This is a genomic window from Brevibacillus sp. LEMMJ03 (assembly GCF_007197875.1).
GTDB lineage: Bacteria > Bacillota > Bacilli > Brevibacillales > Brevibacillaceae > Brevibacillus > Brevibacillus thermoruber.
The window spans coordinates 53552-65933 of sequence record NZ_VKJN01000014.1 but is presented as its reverse complement, the minus strand read 5'-3'; the positions used below and the strand labels follow the sequence as shown (position 1 = coordinate 65933).

Sequence of the window (12382 nt, the reverse complement as noted above, 5' to 3'; positions counted from 1 at the left end):
GGATCATCGTTATGGCTGATCCTGGCTGCCAGTTATTGTGATGAAAATTCGTAATAATATCTGCCTTTGAATGACAACGTTGACGACCAAGTCAAACCGTATAACTCGACGCCCGTTTTCCAAATGTCAAGGACTGCATCTGGGAGAGCACCATTGTCTCTCTTATATACATATGCAAAAACGTCGTTCTCAAGATTTCTTGAAGCAAGTTTTGTCCCAAATTTTGGATTGTCAATATCGCCTTTTGTCGCACAATCGCCTTTTTTCAGCGTATTGTCATTCTCCCCGATTGTATCTGTAAAGTTGGTAAAGCGACCTTCTCCAAGTACAGAACCCGATGTGGTTCCGGTAATTGTAATTGTATTGTTATTGTTACCGTATGTGTATGTCCCCGGAGGTTTCCTCGTTCCTCTGGGAAGCGGATTATACGCATAAGTGGAAACATCCTGCGGATACATGATCTCTTTTATATAACCTTCCCCGTCATAAATTACTCTCATACCGGGCTGAGGTTCAGGGTTTTCAATGTTGTACACCGGCAAATCCTTCGCTTCTTCCCGAATTTTTTGAACCATCTTTTCTTCTTCCTCAAGCTGTTTCTGCTCTTCTGGTGAAAGCGCTTTTTTTATGATTGCCCTCTTCTTGGCAAGTGGTTCCCCTTCAACAATGATTTTCATCTTATTGTCTTTGTCGAATTCGATGATCGTCCCAGCCTTCATCCTGTCTGGAATCCGGGTTACTTGATCGTTGGCGGCAAATAGAGAACTTGCTCCTGTGAAGAAAACAGCCGTCGCCAAGGTAAGTGAAAGCGGAATGACCCTCCTATTAGTCTTTTTTACCATAGTTCTCCTTCCTTTCGATAGAATTTTGGGTAATCGACGTAAAATAGCCAATTGACAATATTTTCCAATACTTATTTTACCAATATATCCTATTTTTTAAATAGGTACATTTTACTAAATGATATAAACTCCCCATACTGCAAAACGGAATTAATGAAAATAAAAGGTTACGTCGCGATATGCCATTTTGCCACTGGGCAAGTCGTCTTTGTTTGGTTCTTATGGATTATTTATCAGGCTAATTTCAAAGTGATATATTCGGAATAAGCAATTTATCCTGTTAATTCTAATCGAAAAATATGGGTATTTTCTCTAGCAAGAAAGACGAAACCTTTCGAAGAAGGTGGTTCTTTGTCAGCGGAAGCTTTTTTATGTGTTTCGTAATGTTTATGTTAGGTCCGGTCAATTCCACCCGGTGAAGCGATTACACGTAAAAAAGCCTTTCGGTTCCTCACCGAAAGGCTTTTGACTTATGGTTTCCCCGAGTCCCGCTATCGCTTTTGCACCCGCAGGACGGGAATGTGTTTCAGTTCGTATGTTCCCTCCAGGATGCCGTCGTGAATCACGTTCAGCTTGAGAAGACTGGCGATTTTTCCGGCGTCCGCCCGGGACATCAGCCGCCACAGCGATGGATCGGGCAGGGCGTTGTAAACCCGCTCGTCGTGGTACTCCCGCCGCTCCTGATAGTGGATGGTCAGCTTGTACGCCCCTGCCTCCGCCTCCCCGGTCTCCGCAAAGTCCGCCAACAGTTTCTGCCTCAGGTCGTTCAGCTCTTCCTCGATTTTCTTTTGTGCCTCTTTCAGCTCGTAATAGCGAGCCAACTGCTGTTCCATGCAGGGCGCCCTCCTCGATTCCGCTTTTCTCTGGATGTATATGAATCGGGCGGGATACGCAGAACTTTTTCGGAGCGAAAGAGGGAGAACTGCAGCGTTTGGAAAAACACAGCCCTCCATGTGCAGACAACGTTCTGCCGAGGGGTTGAATTCCAGAAGTTCTTGAATTTTTCAGGTTTTTGAACGTAACTGGAGATGATGTACCCGCATTTGGTGCAGATCAGAGAAAGAATAGCGGAACCACCGAACGATTTTCCCTTATGAAAAGACTAGCAGGCCCTTTTAAAACCCCTTGCCCAATCTCTGTGGAGAAACATTTGGGACATGTATCCTCTTTACGATCATTCATTCGGGTTTCCTCCCTCTCCGATACGAATATGTGATGGGATGTTTGACCTGACAGTATTTTATCGCATGCCGATCAAATTCCACAATATGGAAAAACCCTAAACATTGAACGATGCAGCGGAATGTTTTAGAGATCACCTGAAAATCGGTGCCAATCGGCCAGTCGGCATCACCCTGCAGGCCAGCAGAACTCAAACGTTGGTTTGTTCCATGAAAAAAAGCCGGAGCCTATGCAAAAACATGCTTTCCCTCCGGCTGCAGCGTTGTCTGCACACGAAAACGAGCGGGATTGCTCCCGCTCGCTCCTATTTCGCCGCGTCGAGCGGGGTTACCCCCAGCTCTTCCAGCTTGGCGTATATATCTTTCAGTTTCGGATTTCCCTCGCCGACAATTTCCCCGGAAATTACGACAAGCGGATACCACAAATCTTCTTCTACAATGCGTTTGGCCCAGCTTTTGTCATCTTCTGTCTCGGGCTGCTGAAAGTCCTTGTACACGATGCGGACGCTGTCGTTTCCGAATTTGCGGGAGACAGCCGCCTGCAGCCAGTCGGCCGTCTCCCTGGCCGACGGCAGGTTGACGCAGCTCGCGCACAACTGCTCGGTGCCGTAGACCTTGATTTCCACGCTCATCTGCTCCGCCCCCTGCTCCTCTTTCCTGTCTCTCAGGAAAGGGCTTGTTCCAGGTCGTCAATCAGATCCTGCACATCTTCAATCCCTACCGAGATGCGGATCAATCCGTCCGTGATGCCCAATTCCGCCCGCCGCTCGGCCGGAATGGAGGCATGGGTCATGCGGGCCGGGACGCTGATCAGGCTCTCCACCGCACCCAGCGATTCCGCCAACGTAAAGTATTTCACCTTGGCCAGCACTTCGTCGGCACGTTCGGCGCTGCCGACGTCAAAGGAGATCATGCCGCCGAAGCCGCGCGCCTGTTTTTTCGCCAACTCGTGGTTGGGGTGGCTGGGCAGGCCGGGGTAGATGACGCGTTTGATGTCGTTCCGCTCCGCCAGCCAGTTGGCCAGTATCCGCGCGTTTTGCTCGTGCTCTTCCATGCGTACGCCCAGCGTCTTCATCCCGCGCAGCAGCAGCCAGGAATCCTGCGGCCCGAGGATGCCGCCGATCGCGTTTTGCAGGAAGTGCAGCTCTTCGCCCACCTTGGCGTCTTTGGCCACGACCAGGCCGGCCACCACGTCGCTGTGTCCGCCCAGGTACTTGGTCGCGCTGTGGTAGACGATGTCGGCGCCCAGTTCAAGCGGATTTTGCCAGTACGGGGTCATGAACGTGTTGTCCACCATCAGCATGATCCCTTTCGCTTTGGCGATCGCGGACAGGGCGGCAATGTCGCTTACTTTTAACAGCGGGTTGGTCGGTGTTTCCATGATGATCGCCTTGGTTTCCGGGCGAATGGCCGCTTCCACCGCAGCCGGATTGCTCGTATCCACGTAGGTGGCATCCAGTCCCAGGCGGGAAAAGACGCGGGTAATCACCCGGTACGTGCCGCCGTACACGTCGTCGCCCACCACGAGATGGTCTCCTTTGGAGAACAGGGAGAGAACCGTGGACAGCGCGGCCATGCCGGAGCCGAACGCCAGGCCGCGCGCTCCTCCCTCCAGCTCGGCAATGTAGGTTTCCAGCGCGTGGCGGGTCGGGTTGCCCGTGCGGGAGTATTCATAGCCCTTGTGCTTGCCGACTGCTTCCTGCTTGTATGTGCTGACTTGATAAATCGGAACGGATACGGCTCCCGTATGGGGATCTCCCTCAATCCCTCCGTGGATCAGGCGTGTTTTGATCCGCATCTTATACTCCTCCTTGGTAGATTTTTTTGCTCAAATAACGCTCGCTGCTGTCGGCAAACAAGGTGACGATGTTGGCCCCCGGCTTGGCTGCCCGCGCTTCCCGCAGTGCCGCCGCCATCGCCGCGCCCGCCGAACTGCCCACCAGCAGTCCCTCTTTGGCGGCCAACTGTCTGACCATCTCAAAGGCGTCCACATCCAGGATGGTGTGGATGGCGTCAAAGTAGCTCGTGTCCATAAACGGCGGCAAAAACTCCATCCCGATTCCTTCCGTCTTGTGCGGACCGGGTTCGCCGCCGTTCAGAATGGAGCCCTCCGGTTCGACAATTACGGTTTTAATGGACGGCTTCTGTTCTTTCAGGTAGCGGGCTACCCCCATGAAGGTGCCGCCGGAACCGGCCCCCGCCACAAACACGTCCACGTTGCCCTCCATCTGCTTCCAGATTTCCGGTCCTGTCGTTTTGTAATGAGCCGCCGGGTTGGCCGGATTGGCAAACTGCTGGGGTACGTACGCGCCGGGAATGGACGCCGCCAGTTCCTGCGCCTTGGCGATCGCCCCTTTCATGCCCAGCTCGGTCGGCGTGTTCACCACTTCCGCTCCCAGTGCGCGCATCAGTTCCTGCTTCTCTTCGGAAAACTTGGCCGGCACGCAGAAGATCACGCGATAGCCGGTTCCGATCGCGGCCAGCGCCAGGCCGATTCCCGTGTTCCCCGCCGTCGGCTCGATAATCGTTCCGCCCGGCTTCAACTGCCCGCTCTCTTCGGCGGCGCGGATCAGCTCCAGTCCCAAGCGGTCCTTGACGCTGCCGCCCGGGTTGAAAAACTCCAGTTTTGCAAACAGTCGAACGCCTTCCGGCACATCAAACTGTGTCAGCTCGACAATCGGCGTGTTGCCGATCAATTCCTTCACGTTACGGTATACGTTCACGACACCGACCCCTTATCTTGTTGTTCCTTTTCGCCCCTCTATTATAACATGAGGCCGTGCGAAAAAGTCCATGCGGCACGCCCGCCGGGAACACGATCCGCGGCAAAGTGCCGCTTCGGGCGTATCGGTCATGGATTTATCGGCTCCGGGAGATTATAATAGAGGGAGGATGGAAAGGAGTGAAATTCCCATGGACATGTTCGATCAAGTACAGGAAGTACTCGATAAACTGCGTCCGTACCTGCAGCGCGACGGCGGCGACGTGCAGCTCGTCGATGTAGAGGACGGCGTCGTCAAACTGCGCCTGATGGGCGCCTGCGGAAGCTGCCCTTCTTCCACGATCACGCTGAAAGCAGGGATCGAGCGCGCGCTGCTGGAAGAAGTGCCGGGGATCAAAGAAGTACAGCAAGTATTCTAATGCAAGCGAAAGCCCTTACCGGTTTCTGGCCGGCAAGGGCTTTTCCGTTTTCAGCAGCGTCTTGTGGAAAAAAGCGGCCACCCTCTCTCCGTACTCGTCGGGCATCATGGCGTAGCTGCGCACATGGCCCGCCTGCGGCACCAGCCAGAGCGCGGAATCCGGGTGAGCGGAGAGCGCCCGAAGCTGTTCGCTGTTGCCGCACGGCACGGTTTCGTCGCCGGTGCCGTGGATGAACAGGATCGGCTTGTCGGCCCGCTTCACCGCCATGTACGGCCTGACCTCCGACGGATTGGCCCGCAGCATGACCGGGCTGAGCGTCAGAATCAACCAGTTGAACGGCACCCGCGGCAGGCCTGTCCACTGCGGCAGGTTTTCCTCCAAATACTCGCGCAGCGAATAAAACGGCGAGTCGGCCACCACGGCCTGCACACGCTCGTCTGTCCCGCCGACCAGAAGCGAGGTGGCGGCACCCATGGAAAACCCGATCAGACCGATCTTTTGCCCGGGACGGCTTTGTTCCACGTAATCGATCGCGCCCCGCAGGTCCTGCTGCTCCCGAAGACCGATCGTCGTCAGCGCGGGGGTTGACTCTCCCGCATTGCGAAAGTCAAACATCAGCACGTCGTAGCCGGCGGCCAGCACCCGTGCGGCCAGCGACAGGGCGGGCAGATGCGGCTCCAGCCGGTTTTGCCCGTAGCCGTGGGCAAAGATCAGCGTACAGCCGTTACCGTCGTGTCCGTTGGCTTCCGCCGGTATGTACCAGCCGCTCAGGGTGATGCCGTCCTCCCGGCTGGGAAAGGTGACGGCTTCCACGTGACCGATGCCGAAGCGGGACGGCTCCATGTCCACCGGCCTGCGGCGCGGGTGCGTCAATTTCCAGGCCACGCGCAGCGCCACGGCCGCCATGCATGCCGCTGCCAGCACCAGACCGGCCACCGTCGCAATCATCCAGTTCATACGGGGGTTACGGGCTCCTTTCCGCTCAGCACGGCAGCGATGTTGGCCGCAGCCAGCCGGGCCATTTCCAGTCGCGTCTGATGCGTCGCGCTGCCGATGTGCGGCAGGGCCACGACGTTGGGCAGCGACAAGAGCGGGTTGTCGAGAGGCACGGGCTCCTGCTGGAACACGTCCAGACCGGCGGCCCAGATTCGTTTGTCGACCAGCGCCCGGTAGAGCGCCGCTTCGTCCACCGTGCCGCCGCGCGACACGTTGACGAACACGGCGGTCGGCTTCATCAGGGAAAACTCCCGCTCGCCCATCAGATGGCGCGTCTCCGCCGTCAGCGGCGTCAGCAGCACGACGTAGTCCGATTCCCGGAGCAGTTCGTCAAACGGCGCGTACTGCGCTCCTGTCGTTCGCTCCGCTTCCGGCCGACGGCTGCGGTTGTAATAGAGAATCCGCATGCCGAAGCCCGCTGCCCGCCGGGCTACCGCCTGTCCGATGCGGCCCATGCCGACGATGCCGAGCGTCGCTCCGCAGATGTTTTGGCCGACCATCAGGTGAGGGTTCCAGGATGTCCACCCGCCGGCCAACAAAAAGCGGTTGGCCTCCACCAGCCGCCGGCCCGCCGCCATCAGCAGGGCAAAGGCCAAATCGGCGGTCGCCTCCGTCAGCACGTCCGGCGTGTTGGTCACGATCACGCCATGCCGTTTGGCCGCCGCCACGTCGATATTGTCGTAGCCGACGGCCATGTTGGCGACGATGCGCAGCCGTTTCGCCCGCATCAGCAGTTCTTCGTCAATCCGTTCCGTCAGCATGGTCAAGAGGGCGCTGGCTTCTTCCGCCTTTTGCAGAAATACCTCTCGGGGGATGGGACGATCCTCCGCCCAAACTTCCACGTCCGCCACCGCCTCCAGCATGGCGATGGCTTCATCCGCCACTTGCCTCGTCACGTACACCATCGGTTTTGTCATCGGCAGGCCTCCACAACCAGTCAATGTGCGGAACCGGCGCCCCGTATCGCTGCGCAATCGTCTGCGGATAGCGGCGAAGCGCCTCTTCCATGTGTATCAGTTCTTCCTCCAAGTGTTCTTTCCACGCCGCGCCGTCCACTTCCTGCCGCTCTTCCCACGGCAATGCGCGGTACGTCTCCACCAGCTTGAGAAAGCGCCCGGGGTACAGCATCAGGCCGTAAACCACGGCGTATTCGCTTTCCAACAGCGGGCAGACGCTGTTGTACCCGTCCAGGAAACAGGTCACCACGTCTTCCTGCCAGCCGTTCCGGCGCACTTCCGCCTTGATCCACTGGCCGATATCGCGCGCCCGCATGTCGAGCACCCAGTTCCATTCGCCGCAGACGTAGCGAACGGCCTCTTCATTCCATAAGATATACCCCTGATCAAAATTTTGGTAGGCAACTTTGCCGCAGTGGGCCGTTTCCTTCACCACGCTGTCGTAACCGGCATGGTACAGGTACTGCACCGCCGTCTCCCCCAACTGGTGAACATAGGTGTAGCTGGTCAGGAGATACTCGTCAAACGGGAATATCTCGCCGTCCGCTTCGTCCATGTCCTCCCGGTAGCCGTTGTACTCGCGCAGTTTTTTCCGCCACATGCCGGGCCAACGGCCGAGCGTGGAGTAAGGCAAAAACAGCTTGTCGCTCTTGAACGAACGGGTCGCCTGATGAAACTGGGCCAGCGCCTGCCCTGCGGCAAACGCCGGATCGTCCGGGACCCCTTCCCGCACGCCCCGGTACAGGTAGTAGATCTGGTCGTCGCTGACGACGTGCGGGTATCCCTCTTTCGTCTTGACCAGCGACAGCATGTTCACTTCCTGCTGCTGCGCCAGTTGTTTTTTCACCCGCTCGATGAACCTGCTTTTGTATTTGGATCCTGCCGGCGCGGTATACAGGTAAAACAGCCCCTGATCCGTCTCCAGCACGGTTCCCGCCCCGGCGGTTCGGCAGCCGTGCAGGGAAAATCCGTATGCTTCTTCCAGCAAGGCTTTGTACTCCATGAGAACAACCTCCCCACACACCTTCTCATGGAGCATGGTATGTAGCGCCGGCGGGATAGGTGCCTATCTCGCTGCAGATACTACCCACGTGCACATACAGCAGCACCTACCAGCCTGACCGGCAATCGCCGCAGGCGGGTACCCAGGAAAGCCGTGGCGAGAGGAGGACAGCGGTGAACCACAACAATCCGCTCAACAGCTACACGTGTTACGACGCCGTCGTCACGCTGATGGAGCAGCGCGGCGTCCACATCGACCACATTGCCGAGATTGTCATGTTTCTGCAAAAAGACTACATTTCCGACCTCTCCATGGACACGTGCCGCGAAAGCGTACGGGCCGTATTGAAGAAGCGGGAAGTGCAGAACGCCCTTTTCACCGGCATTCAGCTCGACATGCTGGCCGAAGAAAAGAAGCTGCTCCCCCCGCTTCAGGACATCATCGCGTCGGATGAACCGCTCTACGGAGTGGACGAAGTGCTGGCGCTGGCCGTCGTGAACCTGTACGGCAGCATCGGGTTCACCAACTACGGGTACGTGGACAAGGTCAAGTACGGCAAGCTGCGGGAGCTAAACGACAAGCGCTTTGGCGTCCACACGTTTCTGGACGATCTGGTCGGGGCCATAGCCGCCGCGGCGTCCAGCCGCATCGCCCACCGCCAGAAGCAGGCGGAGGAAGACTGCCTACCCTCCGATTCTTCGCAGCCAGTCCGCTAGATCGGATGCGATGTGCGTAGGCCGGCAGGGGTGCGTGTCCACGTCCTCCCTCGTGGAGTAACCGGTCAGGACCAGCAGGCTGTCCATGCCCGAGCGGTTTCCCGCGGCTATGTCGGTATCCAGGTTGTCCCCGACGATCAGCGTCTCCCCGGCGGACGTGCCCAGCCGCGCCAGCGCGTAGTCAACGATGATGCGCTCCGGCTTGCCGACGACCACCGGCTTGACCCCGGACGCCGTGGAGACGGCCGCCACCAGCGAACCGTTGCCGGGAAACAGTCCCTGTTCCGTCGGCAGGGCGGCATCGGCGTTGGTGGCGACCAGTGTGGCCCCCTGCCGGATCGCCCGGGCGGCCGCCGTCAATTTGTCGTAATGGAAGGAACGGTCAATCCCCACCACCACGTACCGGGGGCTCTCCTCGCTCATTACAAAGCCGCTGGCCGTCAACTGCGCGATCAGTCCCTCCTCGCCGATGACGTACACCGGCGTGCCGGCCGGAGCCTGCTCCCTGAGAAACTGGGCGGTCGCCATTGCGGAGGTGTAGACCTCTTCCGGCTTCGCGTCGATGCCCAGCCCGGTCAAGCGCGCCGCCACCTGCTCCGGCGAAGCGGACGCATTGTTGGTCAGATACAGGTACGGAATGCCCTGTTCGCGCAAATGCCGGACAAACCGGGCGGCTCCCGGAATTGCCTCCCTGCCGCGATAAATGGTTCCGTCCAGATCCAGCAAATACCCCTTGTACTTCTTCATGCTACGTCATCCTTTCCCCGTTCACAACAAAATCCACCCGGCGACGAGTGGATTTACGCACGTTGTCATTCGTTTAGGCCTGCCGCGCTTCCTTGATTTCAAACACGCATTTGTCTCCGCCCTTGGCCATGCAGGAGGTCTGTACCACGTCGGCTTTCAGCACGCGGCGGAACAGGGAGAGCTCGCAGTTGCACGCCTGGTTGAATTCGCGCGCCACCTGGGAGATGGGACAGTTGTACTCGCGGATGCGGTAGCAGCCGCTCTGTTCGTCCTTTTCCCACTCCACCATGTAGCCCTTCTCGTTTTGCAGTTCGGCCAGCTTGGCGACCCGCTCTTCCAGGGCCTCCTGCTGTATCTGCTTGCGGTATGCTTCTTCCAACCGGTTCTCCCGGCGGCGGAACAGCATTTCCACTTTCCCGGTTCCGTCCATGGCTTCCAAATCGCGCAAAAAGTCGAGCGTCAGATGAGAGTAGTTGCGCGGAAACAGCTCATCTGCCTCCTCCGACAGCGAGTAGACATTGGTCGGGCGTCCCATCGCTTGGCGTACCAGCGTCGATTTGATCAGATTGTCCCGCTCCAGCGTATTCAGATGGCGCCGCACGGCCATCTCCGTGATCCCCAGCTCGACGGCCATGTCGCTGACGGACAGCGAGCCTTTTACCTTGAGCATGTTGAGGATCTGGTCGCGGGTGGAAGTTCCTTCGTTGGCCATCGTAATCACCGCCCTTTCTCTCTATTGTAGCGAATCGGGCCTCTTTAGTAAACAAAAGAAAACGTTTTGTATAAAAAATCCGCGATTCACGCGTCAAAACAGTTCGTTTTGCAGATACGTGCGGACAGCGGGTTCGAACTGGCGAAGCGTCGGCAGGCTGTTTTGCACCAGCGCCACCATCTCCGCCGCCGGTACGCGGGTATACTGGTTGACCAGATGACGGCGGAACTCCACCACGTCTGTCAGCACCCGCGCCTGCTCGTCGCTGATCACCCGCTCGTCCCGCAAAATTTCCACGATGTCGGAATAGCTGCCGGGATCGCGCATGATAAAGCCGTCAATCAGCGCGTTGCCCACGTCGATCACCGCCTCGATGGACAGATGCAGCGCCCTCTCCATCGCCGCCTCGGCCACGTCGTCGGCGAGAACGTTTTCCGCTCCCCGGGCCGCCAGCTTGTTCAGCAGGTCGAGCATCCGGGACAGGTGAGTCAACACTTCGTCGATCTTTTTCGTATTTACGTCGTACATCGAGAGATCCCCTTTATCATTTTCGCTTTTTCGCTGCCCATTTTGCGTAGAATACGGTAATGACAAACGTCAGCACCAGCACCAGAAGAACCAATTCCCCTTGCCTCAGGTAGGAATCGTTCATCGCCTTCACCTCTTTTCATCCATCAGTATACCAAAATTGTCTGGACTGTCACGAATCCCCCTCTCATTTGTGTTACAATGAGGGGTGAGTTTTTGGCGGCACAAGGGGAGGATACGCAACTGTGGAACGCGAACTGGCACTGGAAGTGGTGCGTGTAACGGAAATGGCGGCGCTGGCCTCTTCCCACTGGTTGGGGCGAGGCAGGAAAAACGAGGCCGACGAAGCGGCGACGAGCGCGATGCGCGCCATGTTTGAGACGATCAACATGCGCGGAACGGTCGTGATCGGCGAGGGCGAGCTGGACGAGGCGCCGATGCTCTACATCGGCGAAAGGCTGGGCCATCCGGACGCGACCGGTCCGGAGGTGGACGTGGCCGTCGATCCGTTGGAAGGCACCACGATTGTCGCCAAAGGACACAACAACGCCATGTCGGTGGTGGCCATCGGCGACAAGGGGACGCTGCTGCACGCCCCCGACATGTACATGAGCAAAATGGCGGTGGGCAGGCGGGCCGCCGGCAAGATCGGGCTGGACGACCCGGTGGAAAAGATGATCGAAGTGGTGGCGGAAGCGAACAACAAGCGCATCCAGGACGTCACCGTGATCATCCAGGAACGGGAGCGCCATCAGGCGATCATCGATGCGGTCCGGGAAAAAGGGGCGCGCGTCAAGCTGTTTGGCGACGGCGACGTGGGCGCGGCCATCGCCGCCTGCATGCCGCATACGGGGATTGACCTGTTTCTCGGCACAGGCGGTGCGCCGGAAGGAGTGATCAGCGCGGCGGCGATCAAATGCCTCGGCGGCGACATGCAGGCCCGGCTCCGGCCGCAAAACGACGCGGAACGGCAGCGCTGCATCCGGATGGGGCTGGCCGATCCGGAGCAGCTGCTGACCCTGAACGATCTCGTCAAAGGAGACGACGCGATCTTCGCCGCCACCGGCGTCTCGGACGGCGAACTGCTGCAGGGCGTCCGCTACCTCGGCGACGACATGGTGGAGACCCACTCCATCGTGATGCGCGCCCAGACCAAGACCATCCGTTTTATCCGCGCGCTGCACAATCTCACCCACAAGCCCAATCTCGTATGGAAGTAAGGGGGAAGGAAATGGCCAACGACCTGTTTTTCCTGTACGACGAGACCGAGGAGACCAAGACCCGGTTCGTCAGCTTTATGGGCGAAGCGACGCGCTTTGATCTGGCGATTACGACCACCAACCGCTTTTACGGTAAAAAACTGGTGATCAACATCCAGAACGGCCGCTCCGCCATCATCGGCGACGACGATCTGAAAGAGGAAGGCTACCTGGAGTACGCCTTCAACCTGAACGAAAAAGAAGCGGAAGAACTGCGCTCGTTTTTGCACACCGTGATTTACTGATCCGGGACTGTACACGGTGCATCACTTGGGCAACTCGAACGCGAGGGAATCCGCCC

16 protein-coding genes are annotated in these 12382 nt (G+C 57.9%); 4 read left to right on the top strand and 12 right to left on the bottom strand.

The window, feature by feature from the left end; genetic code table 11:
• Positions 1-32: 32 nt before the first annotated feature.
• From FOI68_RS17300 to cysK, 5 genes are all read right to left on the bottom strand, one after another.
• Positions 33-842, bottom strand: a complete 810-nt coding sequence (locus tag FOI68_RS17300) for a hypothetical protein (RefSeq protein ID WP_143863878.1) — start codon at positions 840-842, stop codon at positions 33-35.
• A gap of 491 nt (positions 843-1333) precedes the next feature.
• Positions 1334-1675, bottom strand: a complete 342-nt coding sequence (locus FOI68_RS17295) for a hypothetical protein (protein WP_143863877.1) — start codon at positions 1673-1675, stop codon at positions 1334-1336.
• Positions 1676-2328: 653 nt separating this feature from the next.
• Positions 2329-2655 carry a YuzD family protein gene (locus FOI68_RS17285; protein ID WP_029098392.1) on the bottom strand — a complete coding sequence of 109 codons (327 nt, stop codon included), beginning with the start codon at positions 2653-2655 and terminating at the stop codon, positions 2329-2331.
• Between the two features lie 32 nt (positions 2656-2687).
• Positions 2688-3821: a bifunctional cystathionine gamma-lyase/homocysteine desulfhydrase gene (locus FOI68_RS17280; protein ID WP_029098391.1), complete on the bottom strand. Its 1134-nt coding sequence runs from the start codon at positions 3819-3821 to the stop codon at positions 2688-2690.
• A 1-nt stretch (position 3822) separates the two neighbouring features.
• Positions 3823-4746, bottom strand: a complete 924-nt coding sequence (gene cysK / locus FOI68_RS17275; protein WP_143863876.1) for a cysteine synthase A — start codon at positions 4744-4746, stop codon at positions 3823-3825.
• A gap of 190 nt (positions 4747-4936) precedes the next feature.
• On the opposite strand from cysK, the gene FOI68_RS17270 reads away from it, so the two are divergent.
• Positions 4937-5164: a NifU family protein gene (locus tag FOI68_RS17270; protein ID WP_029098389.1), complete on the top strand. Its 228-nt coding sequence runs from the start codon at positions 4937-4939 to the stop codon at positions 5162-5164.
• Positions 5165-5179: 15 nt separating this feature from the next.
• Here the strand turns inward: FOI68_RS17270 and FOI68_RS17265 are convergent, their stop codons facing one another.
• Genes FOI68_RS17265 through FOI68_RS17255 form a run of 3 tightly spaced genes read right to left on the bottom strand, consistent with a single transcriptional unit; the run spans position 5180 to position 8119 of the window.
• A complete protein-coding gene (locus FOI68_RS17265; protein ID WP_143863875.1) occupies positions 5180-6121 on the bottom strand; it encodes an alpha/beta hydrolase in 942 nt (313 codons plus the stop codon).
• On the bottom strand, positions 6118-7077 hold the full coding sequence (locus FOI68_RS17260; RefSeq protein WP_143863874.1) for a 2-hydroxyacid dehydrogenase: 960 nt from the start codon (positions 7075-7077) through the stop codon (positions 6118-6120). The genes FOI68_RS17265 and FOI68_RS17260 overlap by 4 nt, the downstream gene beginning before the upstream one ends.
• On the bottom strand, positions 7034-8119 hold the full coding sequence (locus tag FOI68_RS17255) for a hypothetical protein (protein ID WP_143863873.1): 1086 nt from the start codon (positions 8117-8119) through the stop codon (positions 7034-7036). Before FOI68_RS17255 ends, FOI68_RS17260 begins: the two co-directional genes overlap by 44 nt.
• A 230-nt stretch (positions 8120-8349) precedes the next feature.
• Between FOI68_RS17255 and FOI68_RS17250 the strand changes: the two genes are divergently transcribed.
• Complete coding sequence (locus FOI68_RS17250; protein WP_044900443.1) at positions 8350-8835, top strand: phosphatidylglycerophosphatase A family protein; 486 nt, start codon at positions 8350-8352, stop codon at positions 8833-8835.
• Here the strand turns inward: FOI68_RS17250 and FOI68_RS17245 are convergent.
• The 4 genes from FOI68_RS17245 to FOI68_RS17230 form a co-directional block, all read right to left on the bottom strand.
• Positions 8803-9582 (bottom strand): TIGR01457 family HAD-type hydrolase, encoded by a 780-nt coding sequence (locus FOI68_RS17245; RefSeq protein ID WP_029098384.1) that lies wholly within the window; start codon positions 9580-9582, stop codon positions 8803-8805. The two genes, FOI68_RS17250 and FOI68_RS17245, sit on opposite strands and share 33 nt — an antisense overlap.
• 73 nt (positions 9583-9655) lie before the next feature.
• Positions 9656-10294 carry a helix-turn-helix transcriptional regulator gene (locus tag FOI68_RS17240; protein WP_044900442.1) on the bottom strand — a complete coding sequence of 213 codons (639 nt, stop codon included), beginning with the start codon at positions 10292-10294 and terminating at the stop codon, positions 9656-9658.
• Positions 10295-10387: 93 nt separating this feature from the next.
• Positions 10388-10822 (bottom strand): type VII toxin-antitoxin system HepT family RNase toxin, encoded by a 435-nt coding sequence (gene hepT / locus FOI68_RS17235; RefSeq protein WP_143863872.1) that lies wholly within the window; start codon positions 10820-10822, stop codon positions 10388-10390.
• A 16-nt stretch (positions 10823-10838) separates the two neighbouring features.
• Complete coding sequence (locus tag FOI68_RS17230; protein ID WP_029098381.1) at positions 10839-10946, bottom strand: hypothetical protein; 108 nt, start codon at positions 10944-10946, stop codon at positions 10839-10841.
• A gap of 121 nt (positions 10947-11067) precedes the next feature.
• On the opposite strand from FOI68_RS17230, the gene glpX reads away from it, so the two are divergent.
• On the top strand, positions 11068-12042 hold the full coding sequence (gene glpX / locus FOI68_RS17225) for a class II fructose-bisphosphatase (protein WP_029098380.1): 975 nt from the start codon (positions 11068-11070) through the stop codon (positions 12040-12042).
• A gap of 11 nt (positions 12043-12053) precedes the next feature.
• Positions 12054-12326, top strand: coding sequence for a DUF3055 domain-containing protein (locus FOI68_RS17220; RefSeq protein WP_029098379.1), 273 nt, complete (start codon positions 12054-12056; stop codon positions 12324-12326).
• Positions 12327-12382: the final 56 nt, after the last annotated feature.

Bases quoted from the DNA above. Each gene is read 5' to 3' on its own strand.
- FOI68_RS17260 (WP_143863874.1), bottom strand. From the start codon at position 7,077: ATGACAAAACCGATGGTGTACGTGACGAGGCAAGTGGCGGATGAAGCC.
- FOI68_RS17255 (WP_143863873.1), bottom strand. From the start codon at position 8,119: ATGGAGTACAAAGCCTTGCTGGAAGAAGCATACGGATTTTCCCTGCAC.
- hepT (WP_143863872.1), bottom strand. From the start codon at position 10,822: ATGTACGACGTAAATACGAAAAAGATCGACGAAGTGTTGACTCACCTG.
- FOI68_RS17300 (WP_143863878.1), bottom strand. From the start codon at position 842: ATGGTAAAAAAGACTAATAGGAGGGTCATTCCGCTTTCACTTACCTTG.
- FOI68_RS17285 (WP_029098392.1), bottom strand. From the start codon at position 2,655: ATGAGCGTGGAAATCAAGGTCTACGGCACCGAGCAGTTGTGCGCGAGC.
- FOI68_RS17265 (WP_143863875.1), bottom strand. From the start codon at position 6,121: ATGAACTGGATGATTGCGACGGTGGCCGGTCTGGTGCTGGCAGCGGCA.
- FOI68_RS17280 (WP_029098391.1), bottom strand. From the start codon at position 3,821: ATGCGGATCAAAACACGCCTGATCCACGGAGGGATTGAGGGAGATCCC.
- FOI68_RS17270 (WP_029098389.1), top strand. From the start codon at position 4,937: ATGGACATGTTCGATCAAGTACAGGAAGTACTCGATAAACTGCGTCCG.
- FOI68_RS17220 (WP_029098379.1), top strand. From the start codon at position 12,054: ATGGCCAACGACCTGTTTTTCCTGTACGACGAGACCGAGGAGACCAAG.
- FOI68_RS17240 (WP_044900442.1), bottom strand. From the start codon at position 10,294: ATGGCCAACGAAGGAACTTCCACCCGCGACCAGATCCTCAACATGCTC.
- FOI68_RS17245 (WP_029098384.1), bottom strand. From the start codon at position 9,582: ATGAAGAAGTACAAGGGGTATTTGCTGGATCTGGACGGAACCATTTAT.
- FOI68_RS17230 (WP_029098381.1), bottom strand. From the start codon at position 10,946: ATGAACGATTCCTACCTGAGGCAAGGGGAATTGGTTCTTCTGGTGCTG.
- FOI68_RS17250 (WP_044900443.1), top strand. From the start codon at position 8,350: ATGGAGCAGCGCGGCGTCCACATCGACCACATTGCCGAGATTGTCATG.
- FOI68_RS17295 (WP_143863877.1), bottom strand. From the start codon at position 1,675: ATGGAACAGCAGTTGGCTCGCTATTACGAGCTGAAAGAGGCACAAAAG.